Source organism: Pseudomonas sp. GW704-F2 (assembly GCF_059423025.1).
This window is the reverse complement of record NZ_JBWKXO010000041.1, coordinates 28,772-48,925: the sequence shown is the minus strand read 5'-3', so window position 1 is coordinate 48,925 and position 20,154 is coordinate 28,772. Positions and strand designations below refer to the sequence as shown.

At 62.9% G+C, this 20,154-nt stretch carries 22 protein-coding genes; 10 read left to right on the top strand and 12 right to left on the bottom strand.

Annotated features, from left to right (window positions below):
* Positions 1-504: 504 nt before the first annotated feature.
* The 3 genes from AC07W0_RS25505 to AC07W0_RS25495 are packed head-to-tail and all read right to left on the bottom strand — an operon-like array spanning position 505 to position 2,655.
* Positions 505-1,431 (bottom strand): FecR family protein, encoded by a 927-nt coding sequence (locus tag AC07W0_RS25505; RefSeq protein WP_017846681.1) that lies wholly within the window; start codon positions 1,429-1,431, stop codon positions 505-507.
* Positions 1,432-1,468: 37 nt separating this feature from the next.
* Positions 1,469-2,014, bottom strand: coding sequence for an RNA polymerase sigma factor (locus AC07W0_RS25500; protein WP_017846682.1), 546 nt, complete (start codon positions 2,012-2,014; stop codon positions 1,469-1,471).
* Positions 2,011-2,655 carry a secretin and TonB N-terminal domain-containing protein gene (locus tag AC07W0_RS25495; RefSeq protein ID WP_026139985.1) on the bottom strand — a complete coding sequence of 215 codons (645 nt, stop codon included), beginning with the start codon at positions 2,653-2,655 and terminating at the stop codon, positions 2,011-2,013. Before AC07W0_RS25495 ends, AC07W0_RS25500 begins: the two co-directional genes overlap by 4 nt.
* 216 nt (positions 2,656-2,871) lie before the next feature.
* Between AC07W0_RS25495 and AC07W0_RS25490 the strand changes: the two genes are divergently transcribed.
* The 4 genes from AC07W0_RS25490 to AC07W0_RS25475 all read left to right on the top strand — a co-directional run bounded on the left by AC07W0_RS25490 (position 2,872) and on the right by AC07W0_RS25475 (position 6,502).
* Complete coding sequence (locus AC07W0_RS25490) at positions 2,872-3,183, top strand: hypothetical protein (RefSeq protein ID WP_017846684.1); 312 nt, start codon at positions 2,872-2,874, stop codon at positions 3,181-3,183.
* A 111-nt stretch (positions 3,184-3,294) separates the two neighbouring features.
* The gene (locus AC07W0_RS25485; RefSeq protein WP_102618856.1) at positions 3,295-4,191 is read left to right on the top strand and encodes a glyoxalase; all 897 of its coding nucleotides are present in this window, start codon (positions 3,295-3,297) and stop codon (positions 4,189-4,191) included.
* 10 nt (positions 4,192-4,201) lie between these two features.
* On the top strand, positions 4,202-5,593 hold the full coding sequence (locus AC07W0_RS25480) for an alginate export family protein (protein WP_026139986.1): 1,392 nt from the start codon (positions 4,202-4,204) through the stop codon (positions 5,591-5,593).
* Between the two features lie 90 nt (positions 5,594-5,683).
* Positions 5,684-6,502 (top strand): alpha/beta fold hydrolase, encoded by an 819-nt coding sequence (locus tag AC07W0_RS25475; protein WP_046383035.1) that lies wholly within the window; start codon positions 5,684-5,686, stop codon positions 6,500-6,502.
* Positions 6,503-6,555: 53 nt separating this feature from the next.
* Here AC07W0_RS25475 and AC07W0_RS25470 read toward each other — a convergent pair whose 3' ends face one another.
* Positions 6,556-6,942: a DoxX family protein gene (locus tag AC07W0_RS25470; protein WP_102618857.1), complete on the bottom strand. Its 387-nt coding sequence runs from the start codon at positions 6,940-6,942 to the stop codon at positions 6,556-6,558.
* A 77-nt stretch (positions 6,943-7,019) separates the two neighbouring features.
* Entirely contained in the window at positions 7,020-7,895 is an 876-nt protein-coding gene (locus AC07W0_RS25465) for a LysR family transcriptional regulator (RefSeq protein WP_102618858.1), read from the bottom strand.
* A gap of 111 nt (positions 7,896-8,006) precedes the next feature.
* Here AC07W0_RS25465 and AC07W0_RS25460 point away from each other — a divergent pair, with 111 nt between their 5' ends.
* Positions 8,007-9,239, top strand: coding sequence for a YbfB/YjiJ family MFS transporter (locus AC07W0_RS25460; RefSeq protein ID WP_102618859.1), 1,233 nt, complete (start codon positions 8,007-8,009; stop codon positions 9,237-9,239).
* Positions 9,236-10,234, top strand: coding sequence for an NAD(P)H-quinone oxidoreductase (locus AC07W0_RS25455; protein ID WP_017846691.1), 999 nt, complete (start codon positions 9,236-9,238; stop codon positions 10,232-10,234). Before AC07W0_RS25460 ends, AC07W0_RS25455 begins: the two co-directional genes overlap by 4 nt.
* A 59-nt stretch (positions 10,235-10,293) precedes the next feature.
* Here the strand turns inward: AC07W0_RS25455 and AC07W0_RS25450 are convergent, their stop codons facing one another.
* The 3 genes from AC07W0_RS25450 to AC07W0_RS25440 form a co-directional block, all read right to left on the bottom strand.
* Complete coding sequence (locus AC07W0_RS25450) at positions 10,294-11,418, bottom strand: alkene reductase (protein WP_102618860.1); 1,125 nt, start codon at positions 11,416-11,418, stop codon at positions 10,294-10,296.
* 87 nt (positions 11,419-11,505) lie between these two features.
* Complete coding sequence (locus tag AC07W0_RS25445) at positions 11,506-12,183, bottom strand: type 1 glutamine amidotransferase domain-containing protein (RefSeq protein ID WP_102618861.1); 678 nt, start codon at positions 12,181-12,183, stop codon at positions 11,506-11,508.
* Positions 12,184-12,209: 26 nt separating this feature from the next.
* Entirely contained in the window at positions 12,210-12,809 is a 600-nt protein-coding gene (locus AC07W0_RS25440) for a TetR/AcrR family transcriptional regulator (RefSeq protein ID WP_102618862.1), read from the bottom strand.
* 173 nt (positions 12,810-12,982) lie between these two features.
* On the opposite strand from AC07W0_RS25440, the gene AC07W0_RS25435 reads away from it, so the two are divergent.
* Complete coding sequence (locus AC07W0_RS25435) at positions 12,983-13,927, top strand: GlxA family transcriptional regulator (protein ID WP_046487182.1); 945 nt, start codon at positions 12,983-12,985, stop codon at positions 13,925-13,927.
* Here the strand turns inward: AC07W0_RS25435 and AC07W0_RS25430 are convergent.
* The gene (locus AC07W0_RS25430; protein ID WP_026139989.1) at positions 13,924-14,430 is read right to left on the bottom strand and encodes a GNAT family N-acetyltransferase; all 507 of its coding nucleotides are present in this window, start codon (positions 14,428-14,430) and stop codon (positions 13,924-13,926) included. The genes AC07W0_RS25435 and AC07W0_RS25430 overlap by 4 nt on opposite strands.
* Before the next feature lie 180 nt (positions 14,431-14,610).
* Between AC07W0_RS25430 and AC07W0_RS25425 the strand changes: the two genes are divergently transcribed.
* The gene (locus tag AC07W0_RS25425) at positions 14,611-15,483 is read left to right on the top strand and encodes an undecaprenyl-diphosphate phosphatase (protein ID WP_102618863.1); all 873 of its coding nucleotides are present in this window, start codon (positions 14,611-14,613) and stop codon (positions 15,481-15,483) included.
* A 12-nt stretch (positions 15,484-15,495) separates the two neighbouring features.
* Here AC07W0_RS25425 and yghU read toward each other — a convergent pair whose 3' ends face one another.
* Together yghU and AC07W0_RS25415 are read right to left on the bottom strand one after the other, a co-directional pair.
* Entirely contained in the window at positions 15,496-16,332 is an 837-nt protein-coding gene (gene yghU, locus AC07W0_RS25420) for a glutathione-dependent disulfide-bond oxidoreductase (RefSeq protein ID WP_046383028.1), read from the bottom strand.
* 81 nt (positions 16,333-16,413) lie between these two features.
* Positions 16,414-17,340: a LysR substrate-binding domain-containing protein gene (locus tag AC07W0_RS25415; RefSeq protein WP_102618864.1), complete on the bottom strand. Its 927-nt coding sequence runs from the start codon at positions 17,338-17,340 to the stop codon at positions 16,414-16,416.
* Between the two features lie 114 nt (positions 17,341-17,454).
* Here AC07W0_RS25415 and AC07W0_RS25410 point away from each other — a divergent pair, with 114 nt between their 5' ends.
* On the top strand, positions 17,455-18,057 hold the full coding sequence (locus AC07W0_RS25410; protein ID WP_102618865.1) for a glutathione S-transferase family protein: 603 nt from the start codon (positions 17,455-17,457) through the stop codon (positions 18,055-18,057).
* 6 nt (positions 18,058-18,063) lie between these two features.
* Here the strand turns inward: AC07W0_RS25410 and AC07W0_RS25405 are convergent, their stop codons facing one another.
* A complete protein-coding gene (locus AC07W0_RS25405; protein WP_017846701.1) occupies positions 18,064-18,831 on the bottom strand; it encodes an SDR family NAD(P)-dependent oxidoreductase in 768 nt (255 codons plus the stop codon).
* A gap of 138 nt (positions 18,832-18,969) precedes the next feature.
* Here AC07W0_RS25405 and AC07W0_RS25400 point away from each other — a divergent pair, with 138 nt between their 5' ends.
* The gene (locus AC07W0_RS25400; protein WP_057004388.1) at positions 18,970-20,118 is read left to right on the top strand and encodes an aldose epimerase family protein; all 1,149 of its coding nucleotides are present in this window, start codon (positions 18,970-18,972) and stop codon (positions 20,116-20,118) included.
* Positions 20,119-20,154 lie beyond the last annotated feature (36 nt).

Sequence of the window (20,154 nt, the reverse complement as noted above, 5' to 3'; positions counted from 1 at the left end):
CTATCGGGGGCAAGCCCCCTCCCACATTTTTGACCCGGTTCGGCTTCCAGGATCAGGTCGGCTATAAGGCCGCCTCGCTTTGGCTTTTGATCTTAGGCGAGGCACCAAGTGGTTTTACGGGGCGCCTAAGATCAAGATCAAGATCAAAAGCAGAGCAAAAGCAGAGCAAGGTCTATCTGATCTATGGAGATCCAAATGTGGGAGGGGGCTTGCCCCCGATAGCAGTGGATCAGTCATGCATGTAGTGGCTGACATATTGCTATCGGGGGCAAGCCCCCTCCCACATTTTTGACCCGGTTCGGCTTCCAGGATCAGGTCGGCTATAAGGCCGCCTCGTTTTGGCTTTTGATCTTAGGCGAGGCACCGAGTGGTGGGGCAGGAGCCCTTTGGTTACTTTGGGGCTTTTTTTCCAAAGTGACCCGCTGTAAGAGCGGAACCCTAAGCCGCCGTGACCGCAGCAACGGATATGTACTCATATCCAATCCAAAAAAATGCCCGGTCAACCTAACTCAACAACACCACGCCTCCCGGCAATTCCGTACACTTCGCCCCATACGCATCACGAATCAACAACGCCACCCCCGCCAACTGCTGCAAACTGAACCGCGCCTGTACCCGGCGCTGGCCCAGTTGTTTGTTCAATAACACCAACATCCCCGGCCGGTAGCGGTTTATCTCGTCCACCACCGTCGCCAGCGTCGCGTTGTTGAACACCAGCACCTGCTCGCGCCAAGCCACCACCGCCTGGGCGTCCACCGTCTCCACCGCGCCGATCCCGGCGGCGCCATAGGTGAGTTGTCGGCCACTCTCCATATGCACAGTGCGTCCAGCGACATCCACCGACAGCCACCCTTCGATACAGGTGACGCACACGTTGCGATCGGTATGCCGCACATTGAACCGCGCCTGCGCCGCACTGACCCAGCCGGCGCCGGCCTGGACCTTGAGCGGCTGGGCCACGTGGGCGAGCACTTCGACTTCGCCTTCGAGCAATTCGATCCCCTGCCCCACCCGGCTGATGCGCGTCTGGGTATTGAGTTCCAGGCTCACGCCGTCGCTCAACAGTACCTGGCGCTGCTCGCCGACCGCAGTGCGATAGTCCGCGGTCAAGCCGGCCAGCCCACCCGGGGCGCCGACGCCCACCATCACCAACGCCGCCGACGCCGCTATCGCGCCGCCGAGGAAGGCTCGCCGGCCAAAATGGCGCGGGGGCTGCGCCTGTTCAACCGCCGTGCCCACTTGCCGCCATAACGTCTTGGCCTGCTCGAACGCCTGGGCATGCTCCGGGCTCTGGGCGCACCACGCTTTCAGGGCCTTGGCATCGGCTACGGTGGCGCGGCCCGAGGTCAGCAGAAGCAGCCAGTCGCGGGCTTCATCGTGCAATGGGCTGGCGGGGGTTGCCCGGGCGGTGGAGAGGCTAAAAATGTTCAAGCGCGCAAATACTCACGGATTTATCAGGGACTCAACACTAAGACGGTTTTCCGGCCCCGGGACCGAACCGCTGGATCACTTTTCTTTCCAGGCGCTTGGCACAGTGGCCCAGGGCGGCCTTGATTTCCTTTTCGACCATGCGCGTGGAAATGCCGAAACGTTGGGAAATTTCCAGGTGCGGCGCTTCTTCCAGGCGCGCGGCGATGAGGATCTTGCGACGGCGCGCCGGCAGTTCGTAGAGCGCCTTGACCAGGGACTGGATTTCTTTCTGCCCGCCCACTACCCGCGAGGGGTCCTGGGCTTCGTCGGCGCTTTGCAGCAGCTCTTCGACTTCGCTGCCGGTCAACAGCCGGGCGTCGGCTTCGCGGCGATCGGCGGCGATGTTCAAGGCCATGCGGTACAGGTAGGCATTGGGCTGCGCCAGGTTCGGCGGCATGTCCATGCGGTCGACGCGCAGGTAGGTTTCGTGCAGCACATCGTTGGCCAGGTCTTCCGAGCCCAGGCGCTTGCGCAGACGCACCTTGAACTCCTCGTAGGACGCCAGGAACAGGCTGACCATCGTGCTGTGCCCGGAATCTTTCATCCGCCCCAGGCTCCTTTCCCTGCTGTGCATTCCATGCGCGTTCCTGTTGTGTCGGGCATCAAAAGTAAAGTCACCGGCTGGCGCAGCGAGCTCGGCGCCGGGCGTTCGACCCGGGCAGCGCCCAGGCTGCGCACCAGGGCTTCATCGCGTTGTTCATCGCCGGTGGAACTGACCAACCGGCTGTATTCGATCAACCCCTGAGGGCTGACCCAGACCTGCACCAGCGCTCTGAAGCTGCCGGGGTGGGTCAACGGCGAACGGCACAGGCTGGTTTCGATCGCCTGTTGCAACGCCGCGGCATAGCTGTTGTTGATCCGTGCTGCGTTGCGTGCCGATGCACCACGGGTAACAGGAGGTTGGCTGACCGCGGGCAGTTGCAAGGTGAACGCGTCACTGCGTGCATAGCGCGCCATCAGGCCACTCCCCGTCAGCAACATCGCCAAAGCCTCCTGCGCCGTGAAGCGCCCGCGCACGCTGATGGAGCGCCGGCCCCGCGTCAGTTCACGGTCGACCAGCACCGCCATGCCGGTGGCGCGGCTGTACGCTTGCAGTGCGTGTTCCAGATCTTGTGCCGGCAGGTCCAGTATCAACAGCGGCGGCTCTGCCCTCGCCGGGGTCCCCAGCGCCAGCAGCAACAGCAAGGCCAGGGCACCGATGGCGCGCCGCAAGCCCCACTGTTCCCCCCCCGCTCTGCATCGCTGCACGGCCGACGTGTCCTTGAAAACCGTCATCCTGAGGCCAGTTTATGAACCTGATGTTACGGTGATAGCAAAAAAAACATCACGGTGATGGGAAACCCGCTGCACTACACTTTCAAGCCTTATCGGCCCAATTCCCCAGGCCCGCCAGGAGGCCCCATGAAGCGACTCCCCACCCTCGCCAGCCTGTTGCTGTGTACCGCGCTGCCCCTGCTCGCCCACGCCGAAACCGCCGCCAAAGGCTGCACCGAGGTGACGGTGGATGGCTATAAGTCTCCCGACTATGGCTGCCTGGGCCAGCAGATGGGCAACAACGCGGATGCGGCCAAGGCGGCGCAGAAAAACCGCGAGGCGCAGAACGTACCGGTGCAGAAGCGGCCGCCGAATCAGGTGGGCCTGTCCACCCCGGCGGCGACCAGCATTCGCATGGGCAATACGTTCGGGACGTCGGTCAAACCGCAGCGGCCTTGAACCTCTGACAAGCCATCAAGGCTGAACCGCTCAACCGAGCACGCCCATACAATTCGCTTGGCTGCCCTACCCCCTAATCTCCTGACTTTCCAAAAAGGCGGGAGAGTAGGCATGTACAAAAAAGTGAGAACGGTATCGCTGGCATTGACGCTGTTGACCGGCGCCATGATGAACTGCGCCTTTGCGGCGACGCCAGCGGTCGCCGTGGCACCGCAATATGACACTAGCCATGTGTACGTCGCCCCGGCCGATGTGGACCGTTTCACCCAGAGCTTCCTCGCCACTTTCGGCGGCAGGAGCACACCCCAGGTGGTGGTGAATGTGCTGCCGGTGCCCAGCAGCACCACCTCGCAGTTGCTGCAGACGCCTGTAGGCACGGTGTCGCTGTTTGGCTTCACCACCCCCATCCCGCATCCGTTCGGCCAGGAGCGCAACGGCTATCTGGTCAAGGACATGGACGCAGCGCTCAAAGCCGCCCGGGACAACGGTGCGGCGGTGATCGTCAGCGATTTTCCCGACCCGATTGGCCGGGACGCGGTGATCCAATGGCCAGGTGGTGTGAACATGCAGCTCTACTGGCACACCAAGACCCCAGACTACGCGGCGTTCCAGACCCTACCGGAAAACCGCGTTTACCTCTCCGCCGATCGCGCCGACACGTTCATCCGGTCGTTCCTGGGCTTCTCCCATGGCAAGGTGCTGGCCGATGACAAGCACGCATCCGCGGTCGACGTGGGCCAGGTCAGCGGCACCTACCGGCGCGTCGAGATCGAATCGCCGTTCGGACGCATGACGGTGCTGGTCACTAACGGCCAACTGCCCTACCCGTTTGGGCATGAAACCACCGGCTACCAAGTGGCGGACCTGACCGCCACGCTCGGTAAAGCCACCGGCTCGGGTGCCAAAGTGCTGGTGCCGGCCTTCACCAGTAAAAACCGGCGCAGCGCGCTGGTTGAATTCCCGGGCGGCTATATCGCGGAAATTCACCAGCTCAATATGGCGCACTGAGCCCATGCCCATGACTCGACGCACCGGCTGGGGCCTGGCTGTGCTGTGGCCGCTGCTCGCCAGCAGTGGCCACGCAGACGAGTTGGCCACACGACCGGCGATCAAGACCAACCGCTGGCAGGAAGACTGGTCCGTACTCAGCGATCCGGCGCTGCGCACGCAGCCACTGGACAGCTTGAAGTACCTCCCGCTGTCCAGCGCCAACCCATTCACCTACCTGTCCCTCGGCGCAACATTGCGCGAGCGCTTCGAGATGAACGATGCCAGCGGTTTTGGCGTACACAATGTGGCCCGTGATAGCTATTTGCTCCAACGCTTCCAGGTCCATGCCGACCTGCACTTGAATGAAAACTGGCGTGTGTTCACCCAACTCGAAGATGTGCGGGCCTACGACAAGACCACGATCGGCGGCGCCGATCAGAACCGCGTGGACCTGCGCCTGGCCTTCGCCGAATACATCAACACCTTCGACGCCGGCACCTTCAAGAGCCGTATCGGCCGCCAGGACTTTGCCTTTGACTTGCAGCGTTTCATCTCGTCGCGGGACGGCCCGAATGTTCGGCAATCCTTTGATGCGCTGTGGGCCGACTGGGAGACCCGTCAGTGGCGCTTTATCGGCATCGCCAGCCAGCCGGTGCAGTATCAGGACGGGCGGCACTTCGACGACACATCCAACAGCGATGCGCGCTTTCATATGCTGCGGGTCGAGCGACTGGTAGGCGGCAAGAATGAACTGTCAGCCTACTACGGCGTGTATGAGCGCAGCGCCGCGCACTATCTGGATGCGGACGGCGATGAAACCCGGCATTTCGTCGACGCACGCCTGGGCGGGGCGGCCCAGGGTTTCGACTGGGACATCGAAGCCATGCTGCAAAGCGGCTCGGTAGGCCACAAGGACATTCGCGCCTGGGCCGGCGGCAGCCGCACCGGATACACCTTCGATAGCCTGGCGTGGAAACCGCGCATCGGCCTGCAATTGGATATTGCCTCGGGCGACCGTAAAGCCGGCGACGGCACCCTCGGCACTTTCAACCCGCTGTTTCCCAACGGCTACTATTTTTCCCTGGCGGGCTATACGGGCTACAGCAACCTGATTCACGTCAAGCCCTCGATCACCGTTCAGCCTGTCGACAAGCTGAGCGTGCAGACCGCCGTCGGCCTGCTCTGGCGGCAGACCACCAGCGACGCGGTCTACACCCAGCCGAACTTGCCGGTCGCCGGCACCGCAGGCCAGGGTGATCGCTGGACCGGTGCTTACGCTCAACTGCGTACCGACTATGTATTTACGCCAAACCTCAGCGGCGCGGTTGAAGCGGTGCATTACGCAGTCGGCCGGACCTTGCGCGATGCCGGAGGCGACGACAGTAATTATTTGGGGGTAGAGCTCAAGTTCAGTTGGTGAACCCAAGCAAGCACACCCATACAAGCCCGTTGCCCGGTTTGGGGCAATAGTGATCCTGATGTTTTTCGTTCCTCAACCAAGGAGTTTTCCATGAGCACATTCGTTGCCAAAGACGGTACCCAGATCTACTTCAAGGACTGGGGCAGCGGTAAACCCGTGTTGTTCAGCCATGGCTGGCCGCTGGACGCCGACATGTGGGAATACCAGATGGAATACCTGAGCAGCCGCGGCTTTCGCACCATTGCGTTTGACCGCCGGGGTTTCGGGCGCTCGGATCAGCCGTGGAGCGGTAACGACTACAACACCTTTGCCGACGATATCGCCCAACTGATCGAACACCTGGACCTCAAGGACGTAACCCTGGTCGGCTTTTCCATGGGTGGCGGCGACGTCGCGCGCTACATCGCCCGCCACGGCAGTGCCCGTGTCGCCGGCCTGGTGCTGCTGGGCGCGGTGACGCCGCTGTTCGGTCAGAAACCGGACTACCCGCAGGGTGTGCCCACCGATGTGTTCGACGGTATCAAGGCCGGCCTGCTGAAGGATCGGGCGCAGTTCATTGCTGATTTCAACCTGCCGTTCTTCGGCATCAACAAAGGCCAGAAAGTCTCCGACGGCGTACTGACACAAACCCTGCAGATCGCCCTGCTGGCATCGCTCAAGTCGACCGTGGATTGCGTCACCGCCTTCTCCGAGACCGACTTCCGCCCGGACATGGCCAAGATCGACGTGCCGACCCTGGTGATCCACGGCGATGGCGACCAGATCGTACCGTTCGAAACCACCGGCAAGGTAGCGGCCGAGATGATCAAGGGTGCCGAGCTGAAGGTCTACAAAGACGCGCCGCACGGGTTTGCAGTGACCCACGCCCAGGCATTGAACGAAGACCTGCTGGCATTCCTGAACCGCTGAACCGCTTAGACCCCGCTCTCCTTATTTAGCCGGGCTTGCCCGGCTTTTTTTGCTCAGGCAAAACGCTGACCGAGGGTGAAGCGACCCGGCCCGGCGATCAGCACGCTGGTGAAAATGATCAACAGCAGCCAGCCGAACTGCCCTTCCAGCAACGTCCACTCCGGGTGCACCACCAGCATCGCGATCAACAGCACCGCGAGGATCGGCAGGCAGGCCAGGCGCACCAGCACCCCGGCGATGATCAACAGCGGGCACAGTACTTCGGCGCCAATCGCCAGCAGCAACGTGAGGTGGGCGCCGAGGTGAAACGGGTCTTCGATCAGTTTCAATTGCTCGCTGTAATTGAGCAGTTTGGGCATGCCATGCACCCAACACAGAAACAGTGCGCCGCTGACCCGCAGAAACAGCAGACCCACATCCTGATTTCTTGATTCGTTCATAAGCGAGCTGTCCGTGAGATGACTGCCGCCGATTGTGTGCACAAAGATGCCGGCGAGCTTGCAAGCGTGTGCTGACCTCACTCCCCGGTGCCGGCAAACCCCGCGACGATTTCATCGATCACCACCCGCACCCGCGCGGTGTGGCGCAGGTCGGCGTGGGTCACCAGCCAGACGTCGTAAGGCATCGGCCGAGTGCGCTCCGGCCAGAGACGCACCAGCCCGTCGCGTTCGCCGGTACACACCGGCATCTCACCGATACCGATACCGGCGGCAATGGAACGGCGCACCAGCAGGCCGGAGCTCAGGGTGGCCGCGATGCGGCCGCGGCCCAGGGGTTCGCAGACCAGGGTCATGTCCTTCTGGCTCTGCAGATAGGCGTGGTACACCACCAGATCATGGCCTTCGAACAGGCTGCCGGGCTCCGGTGCGCCGTGGCGGTCGATATAAGCCTGGGAGGCAAACAACCCAACCGGCCAACGTGCGATACGCCGCGCGATCAGGTCAGGGCTGTCCGGGCGCATGTTACGCACGGCGATGTCGGTTTCGCGCTTGGCCAGGCTGAGAAACTGGGTGGACGCGTCCAGATGCACGCGCACGTCGGGGTGCTGCTCGTGCAAGCGGGCAATCGCCGGGATCAGGAAATCGATGGCCAACGAGTCGGTGGTACTGACCCGCACGGTGCCGGTCAGGCGTTCGTCCAAGCCTTGTATCTGGCGCTCCAGGTCGAGGGCCGAGCGCTCCATTTTTTCCACGCTGCGCAGGGCGGCTTCGCCGACGGCGGTCAGCGCGTAGCCTTCGGAAGTGCGCAGGAACAGGGTGGCGCTCAAGGACTTTTCCAGCGCGTTGATCCGTCGGCCGACGGTGGCCTGGTCGACCCCCAGCACCCGCGCCGCGCCACGTAAGGTCGACTCGCGGCACACCGCCAGGAAGACCCGTGCATCGTCCCAATTCATGCCCCCTCCTTATGTTGCATATATGCATCGACGCGCCGCATACTCGCAGCGTTATTGCATCATGCAACGGGGCTATGCTGAGCGCCAGAGAAAACCCTCAGGACCGCCGTCATGCCCGACACTCACACCCCGCCCCGCCGCGCACTGTGGTTACCGATCTTCGCCGGCCTGTGCGCCAGCCTGGTCAGCATCGGCCTGGCGCGCTTCGCCTATACCCCGCTGATCCCCTCGCTGATCCAGGCTCACTGGTTTGCCGCCAGTGACGTGGTGTACCTCGGCGCCGCCAACCTGGTGGGCTACCTGGTCGGCGCACTGATCGGACGGCCCCTCGCCCGGCGCACCTCGAACACGGCCGCCTTGCGGCTGATGATGGTGGCCGTGACCCTGGCGTTCTTTGCCTGTGGCTTTCCCTTGTCGTTGCTCTGGTTCTTCGCCTGGCGCCTGCTGTCGGGCATCGCCGGGGGCGCGATCATGGTGCTGGTGGCGGCGACGGTGTTGCCCCACGTACCCGCGGCGCGTCGGGGCCTGGCCAGCGGCGCGATCTTCCTCGGCATCGGCCTGGGCATTGCAGGCTCCGGGACGATTGTGCCGCCGTTGTTGAGCCTGGGTTTGCAACAGACGTGGTTCGGCCTGGGCCTGTTGGCGCTGGTATTGACGGCAGCGAGCTGGTTCGGCTGGCCTTCGGGCACCCTGCATGAAGCGGCACCGCAAGCCAACGCATCCGTCGCGACCCCGCCGGGCGTATACCTGCTGTTTGGGCAATACGCGTTCATGGCCGCCGGGCTGGTGCCGGCCATGGTGTTCCTGGTGGACTACGTCGCCCGTGGCCTGGGGGCCGGGCCGCACGTCGGGGCGATGATCTGGGTAATGTACGGCCTGGGAGCGATTGTCGGCCCGGTCACGTATGGATTTCTCGCCGACACGCTCGGTGCGCGCCTGAGCATCCGCCTGGTGCTGGCGGTACAGGCGACTGCGGTCGGCCTGCTGCCGGTCTCCAGTTCGTTCACCGCGTTGGCGCTGCTGGCGGTGATCCTCGGTTCGTTCCCGCCAGGTATCGTACCGCTGGCATTGGCGCGGGTTCATGAGCTGGTGCCCAACCATCACCATCAACAGCTCGCCTGGAGCCGCGCAACGGTATCTTTCGCCACGTTCCAGGCGCTGGCAGGCTTTGCCTACTCGGCGCTGTTCAACGGCAGCGGCGGCCAGCATGCCCTGTTGTTCATGATCGCGGCCGGGGCCATCGTGGTCGCGCTGCTGCTGGAACTGGGCATGATCCTGCTGAACCGCCGCCCGTCAGAGGCGGTCCCAACCCATACGCTCATCGCCACAGGAACTCTCGAATGACGCTCCCGCACGAAATGACCCTGATCGAAATCACCCAGCCCGGCGGCCCCGACGTCCTGCAACCGCGGCGGGTCGCCGTACCGGTGGCGGGCCCCGGCGAGATCCTGATCCGTGTGCAGGCGGCCGGGGTCAATCGCCCGGACGCCTTGCAACGCGCCGGCAAGTACCCGCTGAAACCCGGCATGAGCCTGATTCCGGGGCTGGAAGTGGCCGGTGAAGTGGTGGCGCTCGGCGACGGCGTCAGCGCATACGCCATTGGCGACAAGGTGTGTGCCCTGACCAACGGCGGCGGCTATGCGCAGTTTTGCGCGGTGCCCGCCAGCCAGGCGTTGCCGATCCCCGAGGGCATGGACTGGATTCAAGCCGCCGCCGTGCCGGAAACCTTCTTCACCGTGTGGTCCAACCTGTTCGGCCTCGCCGGCGCGCATAAAGGCCAGCGCGTGTTGATCCACGGCGGCACCAGTGGCATCGGCACCACCGCGCTGATGCTCTGCCGCGAATTCGGTATCGAGGCCTTCGCCACCGCCGGCAGCGCCGACAAATGCGCCGCCATCGCCAAGCTGGGCGCCGAACCGATCAACTACCGCGAGCAGGACTTCGCCGACGTCATCGCGCAGAAGACCGCCGATCAGGGGGTTGATGTAATCCTCGACATCATGGGGGCCTCGTACCTGAACAATAACCTCAAGGCCCTGGCCATGGACGGTCACCTGGTCATGCTCGGCTTTCTCGGCGGCGGCAAGGCGCATGACGTCGACCTGCTGACCATCCTCGGCAAACGCGCGGTGTTAACCGGTTCACTGTTGCGCCCCCGCACCCGCGAGGAAAAGGCCATGATCGCCGAACAGCTGTGCGAACAGGTATGGCCTGTGCTGGCCGCCGGGCGTTGCCTGCCGATCATCGACAAGGTCTACGCCTACACCGACGCCGCCCAGGCCCATGCCCGGATGGAAGGTGGGGATCATATCGGCAAGATTGTGTTGCAGGTGGCGTGACGCCTGATGCCGTCACTGTCGGGCCTTGGCAGGGCCCGACAGCTCGCACAAGAAATGACCTATTGGGCATGCACCGGGTAATCGATATAGCCCACTTCATTGCCACCATACATCCCTTCCGCCCGCAGCGGATTCAACGGCCAGCCATTGAAGAGCCGTTGCGGTAAGTCCGGGTTGGCAATGAAGGGCCGCCCGAACGCAATCAGGTCGGCCAACCCCGCGTCGACCAACCGCGCACCGCGCTCGGCGGTGTAACGCCCGGCGTAGATAATCCGCCCGGTGAAGGTGTCACGCACGGCCTGACGGAACGTGTCGGGCAGGTCGGGGGCGTTGTCCCAGTCGGCTTCGGCAATCGAGACATAGGCGATGCCCGCCGCTTGCAGCACCTTGATCGCTTCCAGGTAGGTGTGGTGCGGGTCGTCTTCCACCAGGCCGATGTACACGCGGTCCTGGTCGGTGCCGCTGAACAACGGCGAAAAGCGCACGCCCAGGCGCTGCGGGCCGACCACCTGGCTCACAGCCTCGACAATCTCCCGCAAAAAACGCAGACGGTTGTGCAGCGAACCACCGTACTCATCGGCGCGCTGGTTGGCGTGGGCCGAGATGAACTGGTTGACCAGGTAACCGTTGGCCGCATGGATCTCCACCCCGTCAAACCCGGCGTCCAACGCATTGCGTGCCGCCTGTGCGTAGTGCCCGACCAATGCCTTGACCTCAAGGGTGGTCAAGGCACGGGGCACGGGCGGTTGGACCAGTTCACCCTGGCCAGGCCCGGTGGCGATGAACGCCTTCGCCTGTTCGGCCTGGAGCGCGGACGGTGCGACGGGCGCGGCGCCGTCAGGCTGCAACGCATTGTGGGACACCCGGCCCACATGCCAGAGCTGGGCGAAGATCACCCCGCCTTCGGCATGCACCGCGTCGGTGACGGTGCGCCAACCGTCGATCTGCGCCGGGGTGTAGATGCCCGGCGTCCAGGCGTAACCCTGGCCGCGCGGCTCGATCTGGGTGCCCTCGCTGACCATGAAACCGGCCGAGGCACGTTGACGGTAATACTCGGCCATCAGCTCGGTGGCGACATCGCCGGGTTGCGCGCTGCGTTGACGCGTCAGCGGTGGCAGGACGACACGGTTGGCCAAGGTGTGATGCCCGAGTTTTATCGGGGTACTTAAAACACTGTGGGTCATTTGAAAGATTCCAAATTCAGGACGAGCGAAACCGTTGGCGGCTCTTGAGAGCCGCCAATCCATGCAGGTTTAAAACCGTTGATTAACTTATGCGGTGAGCTTCAGCAGGGCCTTGGCAACAGCGCTGGAACTGGCAGGGTTCTGCCCGGTGACCAGCAAGCCGTCTTCAAGCACAAAGGATTGCCAATCGGCGCCCTTCTCATACTTGCCGCCCAGTGCCTTGAAATCGTTTTCGATCAGGAACGGCACCACATCGGTCAGGCCGACCGCGGCTTCTTCCGCGTTGGAGAAGCCAGTGACGCGACGGCCCTTGACCAGCGGCTCACCATTGACCGCCTTGACGTGGCGCAAGGCGCCCGGTGCGTGGCAGACAAAACCGATGGGCTTGCCGGCCCGCTCGAACGCCTCGATCAGGGCGATGGACACCGGCGACTCCGCCAGGTCCCACAGTGGGCCGTGGCCACCTGGATAGAACACGGTGTCGAAGTCGGCGGTGTTGATCGTGTCCAGCTTGACGGTGCTGGCCAGGGCCTGCTGCGCGGCCGGGTCGGCGGCAAAGCGGCGGGTCTGTTCGGTCTGCGCATCCGCTTGATCGCTCGCCGGGTCCAGTGGCGGCTGGCCGCCGGCCGGGGACGCCAGCACCACATCGGCGCCGGCGTCCTTGAACACGTAGTACGGTGCGGCAAATTCTTCGAGCCAGAAGCCGGTCTTGCGCCCGGTATCGCCCAGCTGGTCGTGAGAGGTCAGTACCATTAATACTTTCATGTTCCAGTGCCTCGATAGGGTTAAGGTCAGTGTGTGTCAGGGCAACCCAACAGCTGGCGGGTCAGCAGCAGCGCCTGATCAAACGGCGCGGATGTACGGGTGATCTTGCTCATGACGCTGCTCCCCAGCCATAACGCATACAGGCTCCGGGCCAGGCTTTGCGGGGCTTGCGCCACGGTCAGCGAACCGTCTTCGATGCCGCGCCCGATCGCGCCGGCAAGCAAGGTGATGGTCCTCGATGTGCCGCGATCCAGGGCCAAGCGCATGGGTTCTGAAAGGTCTGACACTTCCGCACCGAGTTTGACTGCAAGGCATTTGCCCGCGTCGGTGCAGCCGGTCTGGTTGTCGATCCAGCCTTGCCAGTAGCGCATCAACTTGGCGCGCGGGGACAACCCGGGCTGCTCGAACAGTTGCGTCATGCCCTCTACGTAGTGATCGAAGTAGTGGTCGAGCAATACCACACCGAATGCATCTTTGGAGTGGAAGTAGTGATAGAACGACCCTTTGGGCACATCGGCGGCTTGCAGGATTTCGTTCAACCCCACCGCAGAAAACCCTTTGGCGCCGACAATCGATTGCGCCGCGTCGAGAATGGTCTGCCGTGGACTTTTGCTGGCGCTGTGCATGCTTCACTCCGTCCGATTAGACCAGTCGTCTAGTGCATGGGGAGAATGTTAGGAGCCGGGCCGGGCGCCCACAATGTCATATCCGCAAGGATTGCAGACATGCGCCGAACCCGGTTGCCGTTTTCCCGGCACGCGCCGACAATCGCCCCTCCCGCCCGCGTTGGAGTATGGCGATGCATAGCGTTGCGCTGATGGTTTACCCGAACTTCCAGTCCCTGAGCCTCAGCCTGGGCTCGGTGTTCGAGTGCGCGAACCTGCTGCGCGGCGAGCCGGCCTACGAGTTTCACCTGGTGTCGGAAAGCGGCGGCGCGGTGATGACGTCCCAGGGGTTCTCGGTGAACACCACGCCGATCCGGCCGCAGGGCTATGACACCCTGATCGTCAGCGGTTACCTGGAATTTCGCCTGCCGGAGGCCAACCTGCTGGCGCTGGTCAAGGCCGCGTCCGCTCAATCGCGGCGTGTCGCCTCGCTGTGCATGGGCATCTTCGTGCTGGCCGAGGCCGGGTTATTGGCGGGCAAGCGCACCACCACTCACTGGATTCACGCACCGGCGTTTCGCAAGCGCTACCCGGATATTCAGTTGGAAGAAGACAAACTGTTCATCGTCGACGGCCAGATCTGGACCGGCGCCGGCATGAGCGCCGGGGTCGACCTGGCGCTGGCAATGGTGGAGAACGACCTGGGCAGCGACCTCGCCCGGCGTATCGCGCGCAAGCTGGTGATTGCCCAGCGCCGGGGCAGCGAACAGTCGCAGTTGTCGGCGTTGCTGGAATTGGACCCCAAGTCCGACCGCATCCAACTGGCCCTGGCCTATGCCCGCGAGAACCTGACCCACGACCTGTCGGTGGAAGCCCTGGCCGATGTCGCCCGGCTCAGCCCGCGTCAGTTCAGCCGGGTGTTTCGCGAAGAAACCGGGCAGACACCGGCCAAGGCCATCGAATCCCTGCGGGTGGAAGCGGCGCGGGCGATGATGGAAACCAGCCGCCACCCGGTCGAGGTGGTCGCCCGCGAAACCGGCTTCGGCGACCGCGAGCGCATGCGCCAGGCGTTTCTGCGTGCCTTCGGGCAGCCGCCCCAGGCCATGCAGCAGGCTTTTTTCAACGAGCGCAGCGTTTAGTGCAACGACGCCCGCGTGATCAGGTAACTGGTCAGTTGCGGATCATCGTCCAGCTCGAGGGTCTGCACCGGGCGTGGCAGGTTATCCAGCACGGTGCGCCAGAACGCCTGGGACACTTCATCCTGGTCATAGAAACGCACCAGCCAGTTGGCCGCGCCGCTGCATAGCACCTGGGTGGCGATCGCGCTGCCGATGCCCTTGCGCCGGTAGCGCTTGAGGATGAACAGGTCGGCCAGTTCCAGGGCATCGATGCCCGGTAATTCACTGCCTTCGATCAGCAGGAAGCCGGCGATATAACCGTCGACCAGCAGCAGGTTGGCGCTCCACTGCGGGTCGTGCCAATAGCGGTTCAGGTGTTCGTCATGGATGTAGAAACGGCCGTCCGCCTCGACATCTTCCTGCTCCCAGTCCGAGGATTCATAGGCGTAGTACTGGTACAGATTGCGGATCAGCTCGGACGCTTCCGGGCCGGTCTGGATCAATTCGACGGTGGTTTCAGGCATGAGGCTCTCGGTGAAAAAACGCAGGGCGCCATTGTTCACAAAACGCTGCCCCAGTCCAATAGCGGCATGAACCTTTCTACTTGCTGAATCGATTGCAGATAGCTGCAGCCTCGCCCGAACCTTCGAAACATTTCGAATAAACTTCGCCGGCTGCCTCTTTTTTTCTCAAGGACATGTACTTTGACCAACGTCTGTTCCGCCGGCCTGGATGTGGGCTTCGCCTCCCTGGATTACCTGCAGATTTTCATCCTTGGCGTGATCCAGGGCATTACCGAGTTGTTGCCGGTGTCGTCCACCGCCCATATGCGTGTGGTCCCCGCCCTGCTCGGCTGGCAGGATCCGGGCTCGGCGTTTTCGGCGGCGATGCAACTGGCGGCGCTGGCGGCGGTGGTCAGTTACTTCTGGCGCGATGTGCGCCAGGTGGTCAGCGGCAGCATTGGCGCGGTGCGCCAGGGTGACTACAACAATCAGTGGTTCAAGCTGGCGGTGGCGATTGTGCTGGCGACCATTCCGATCTGCATTGCCGGCCTGGCGTTGTCGTCGACCTTGAATGCCTGTAACTCGCCGCTGCGCGGGTTGATGGTGATCGGCATCGCCTGCGTGGTGATGGCAGTGTTGCTGGCGGCCGCCGAACTGCGTGCGCGGCACACGCGGGAGGTGAGCGAAATGCGCCTGCGCGATGCGTTGATCGTCGGTATCGCACAGATTGGCGCCTTGATTCCCGGGGTCTCGCGCTCCGGCTCCACACTGACCGCCGCGCTGTTCCTCAATTTCAAGCGTGAAGAGGCTGCGCGTTTCTCTTTTCTGCTGGGCCTGCCGGCGATCGCCCTCGCCGGCTTGAAGGAGCTGTGGGTGCTGCTGCACGCCGATATGCCGGTGCATGCCTGGCCGCACTTGCTGTTTGGCCTGGTAGTCGCCAGCGTCTCGGCGTTCTTCGCGATCTGGGGCCTGATGAAGTTCCTGGAGCGGTTCTCCACCTGGCCGTTCGTGATCTACCGCGCGCTGCTGGGGATCTTCCTGATCATGGCGGTCAGCACCGGGTTGTTGAGCTGAGCCTCATCGACCTCAGCGCTCGAAATCGCGTGCATCGTGCCGCTCCGGCAGTTGCTCTTCGAGCGGCCCGGACACCCGGTTGACCCGCCGTCCACGCTGCACCGCCGGGCGCGCCTCGATCGCATCGGCCCAGCGCAGCACATGTTTGTAATCCTGCACCGAAAGGAACTGCGCCGCGTCATACAGGCGGCCTTTGACCAGGCCGCCGTACCAGGGCCAGATGGCGATGTCGGCGATGGTGTAGTCGTCACCGGCAATGTACTCGCTCACGGCCAGGCGCTTGTCGAGCACATCCAGCTGGCGCTTGGTTTCCATGGCAAAGCGGTTGATCGGGTACTCCATCTTGCTCGGCGCATAGGCGTAGAAATGCCCGAAACCACCGCCCAGGTACGGCGCGCTGCCCATCTGCCAGAACAGCCACGACAGGCACTCGGCGCGGGCCGCAGGTTCAGTCGGGAAGAACGCCCCGAATTTCTCCGCCAGGTACTGCAGGATCGCACCGGACTCGAACACGCGAATCGGCGTGGCGCCGCTGCGGTCGAGCAAGGCGGGGATTTTCGAGTTCGGGTTCACCGCCACAAAGCCGCTGCCGAACTGGTCGCCGTCGCCGATCTTGATCAGCCAGGCGTCGTATTCCGCGCCGGTATGCCCGAGGGCCAGCAGCTCTTCGAGCAGGATCGTGACTTTCTGCCCATTGGGCGTGGCCAGCGAGTACAACTGCAGCGGGTGTTTGCCGACCGGCAGTACCTTGTCGTGGGTCGCCCCGGCGATGGGCCGGTTGATACTGGCGAACGTGCCGCCACTTTCGGTGTCCCAGGTCCAGACCTTGGGGGGTACGTATTCGGTCATGCTTACGACTCCTGATGTGCTTGAGGTCAACGAATCGACCCAGACTAAACCAAAGGTTGGGGTTGCGTCACAACCCAGCCTTCATCCTTGAGCGCTGGGTGGACACTTATCGGTAACGCCTTTCAATTGCCCCAGGTAGCTGTCCACTTCCTTGAACAACCACTGGGAAAACGCCTGCTGCTTGGTGTGCGAACCTTCGCGGGGCGGCCAGACCAGCCAGTAGGGATACGCGTAGGGCACACTGATATCGCCGAGCTGCACCAGTTCGCCACGGGCGATGGCGTCCTGCACCAGGCTGCGCCGCTCCAGGGCGATGCCCTGCCCCAGGCGCACCGCCTCCAGGATCAGGTTGGAGTCATTGCTGCATAAGCCGGCGCGCTCGCCGGACATCTCGACGCCCGCCGCCTCGCACCATGGCAGCCAGGACTCGGTGCTACGGATGATCGGGCTGTCGACGATCTGTTGTGGTGTCTGCGGCAACTGCCCGTGATTGAAATGAGGCGCGGCCACGGCGATCACTTCATCGTGAAACAACAGCCGCTGTTCCACGCCGTCCCAATCGCCCTCGCCCATGCGGATGCCGATATCGACCGATTCCTGATGCAGGTTGGAAATGCTCAGGCTGGCTTGCAAGCGAATGCGGATATGCGGGTACAACGCCTGGAACGTCGGCAGGCGTGGGACCAGCCAGGAGCAGCCGAACGAGGGCAGCACCGCGACCACCAGTTCATCGGTCTTGGGTTGGGCCTGGATCAAGCGCGTGGCTTCGGCGATATCTCCCAGCGCCTTGCGAATCTGCAAGGCGTACAGGCGCCCGTCTTCGCTCACCCGCAGGCCGCGACCTTCGCGCACGAACAGGGCCAGACCGACGAGCTCTTCCAGCACTTTGATCTGCTGGCTGATGGCTGAGTGGGTGACGTGCAGTTCCCTCGCCGCCAAAGTCACGCTGCCCAATCGCGAGGTGGCTTCGAAGCTGCGCAGGCAGGTCAAGGGAGGAAATGCGCTCATGTAAGCTCAGCTAACCTTTTACGGTAAAAATAATCGATATTGCAGGACCGAAGCCCGCTTTAAAGTTACCTAAATTAACCAATCCTGCCAACTACCCACTACCAAGGAGGCTTTATGAAACTGGTCGGCATGCTGGACTCGCCTTATGTACGTCGCGTGGCCATTTCCCTGGAACTGTACGGGGTGGATTTTGTGCATGAGCCCTTGTCCGTGTTCAGCACCTACAACGCATTCGCGCGGATCAACCCCGTGGTCAAGGCGCCCACCCTGGTGCTGGACGATGGGACCGTGTTGATGGACTCCAGCCTGATCCTGGATTACCTCGAAGCCCTCGCGCCAGCTGACAGAAAGTTGCTGGCGCAGCCCCCGGCGGCACGCGCCAAGGACCTACAGTTGCTCGGGCTGGCCCTGGCGGCCTGTGAGAAAAGCGTGCAGATCGTCTATGAACACAACCTGCGGCCGGCCGAGAAGCAGCATGCGCCGTGGCTCGACCGCGTCAGCGGGCAATTGCTGGCCGCGTATACGCTGCTGGACAAACACCTGAGCCAGGCCGACAGCGAAGCGCTGACCCAGGCCTCGCTGACGGTAGCGGTCGCCTGGTCCTTCAGCCAGTTCACCGTGGCCTCGGTGGTCAAGGCAGATGCGTTCCCCCATGTGCAACGCCACGCCGAACGCCTGGAGCAGCACCCGGCCTTCAAGCGCTACCCCATCGAGTGACCGGAGCTACACCCAACCGCCATCGACAATGAAGTTCTGCGCCGAACACATCGCTGACGCCTGCGAGGCGAGAAACAGCGCCATGCTGGCGATGTGTTCCGGCAATACGCTGCCAGGCAGGCACTGGCTGCGGCTGATCAGTTCCTTGGCGGCGTCGTCGACCCACATCGTCAATTGTTTTTCGGTCATCACCCAACCCGGCACCAGCGTATTGACGCGGATACGGTCCGGGCCCAGCTCACGCGCCAGCGCCCGCGTCATGCCGTGGGCGGCGGCCTTGCTGGCGGCGTACACCGGGTAGCCGGCGGAGGCCATCATCCAGCCAACGGAGCCCAGGTTGATGATCGAACCGCCACCCGCACGTTTCATCATCGGCACCACAGCCTTGGCGGCAAAAAAGGCGTGCTTGAGGTTGACCGCGATCAGCTTGTCGAACGTCTCCGAATCAACTTCCTCCAGGGTATGACGCACGTCGTTGGCGGCATTGTTCACCAACACGGTGATCGGCCCCAGGGCGTATTCGAAGCGCGCAATCGCGGCCTTGTAGGCAATCTCGTCGGTGATATCGCAGTGACCGAACTCGACGGTGTGCCCCTGGGCACTCAACAACGCCGCCAGGCGCTCGCCCTGGCCTTGCGCGCGGTCGACAAACGCCACCTTGGCCCCCTGCCCGGCGAAGGCTCGCACCATGAATTCGCCGATCCCCGAAGCGCCTCCGGAAATCAATACGGTCTTGCCCTTGAGGTCGGGATAAACGGCCTGTTCAGTACTCATATCAAGGTTGCCTCGATCAATTAGTCTTATTTTATTTTACGAAATCGGCGTTTAAGGCTATAAATTTGCGGCCTCACCGACAAAATATCGCACATTAGTAGAACTATTCCACTCAAAACAACAAAAGGAAGTTCGACCATGAAGCACCCTCGATACCTGTTGTCCGGCCTCGCCTTGTCCATGCTGATCGCCAGCGGTGGCGCGCAGGCCGCCGGTCTGTCCAGTGAACACAAACCCTTCGGAAAAACCAACGACGGCACCGCTGTCGAGCAGTACATATTGCGCAACAGCCATGGCATGCAAGCCACGGTCATCACCTATGGCGGCGTGTTGCAGGCGCTGAAAGTGCCGGACAAGCACGGCAAGGTCGAGGACGTGGTGCTCGGCTTCGATGATGTGCAGGGCTATCAGCGCGGTACGGCGTTTTTTGGCGCGACCATTGGCCGCTTCGGCAATCGCCTGGCCGGCGGTGCGTTCGAGCTCGACGGTAAGCGTTATCAGGTGCCGCTCAACGACGGTCCCAATTCGCTGCATGGCGGCGCCCAGGGCTTCGACAAGCGCGTGTGGCAAGCCAAGCCCGTCAAGGACAAGGATTCGGTCGGCGTGACCCTGACCTACCTGTCCAAGGACGGCGAGATGGGCTTTCCCGGCAACCTGACCACCGAAGTCACCTATCGGCTCAACGACAACAACGAATTGCACATCGACTACAAGGCCACCACCGACAAACCGACGGTGCTCAACCTCACCAACCACAGCTATTTCAACCTCGCTGGCGCGGGCAACGGCGACATCCTCAAGCAGGTGGCGACCTTGCACGCCAGCCACTACACGCCGGTGAATGCCACCTTGATTCCCACCGGCGAAGTGGCACCGGTCAAGGGCACGCCGATGGACTTTCTCCAGCCCACCGCCATCGGCCAGCACATCAAGGACGCGCATCCGCAACTCAAATTCGCCGAGCCGAAACAGGGCGGGTTTGACTTCAACTGGGCGCTGGATACCCAGGGCGACATCAAGCAACTCGCCGCCGACGTGTACGACCCCGCCTCCGGCCGTCGTTTGCAGCTCTACACCACGGAACCTGGGGTGCAGTTCTATACCAGCAACTTCCTCGATGGCTCGGTGAAGGGCAAGGCAGGCAAAACCTACCTGCATTGGAGCGGTTTCACACTGGAGACCCAGCACTTTCCCGATGCGCCGAACCAACCGACGTTTGCCTCGACACGCTTGGACCCCGGGCAGACCTACACCCAGCGCACCATCTTGAAGTTTTCCGCCGATTGAGGATAGCGGCGGGCTTGCCGGCGACCGAAACGCTGT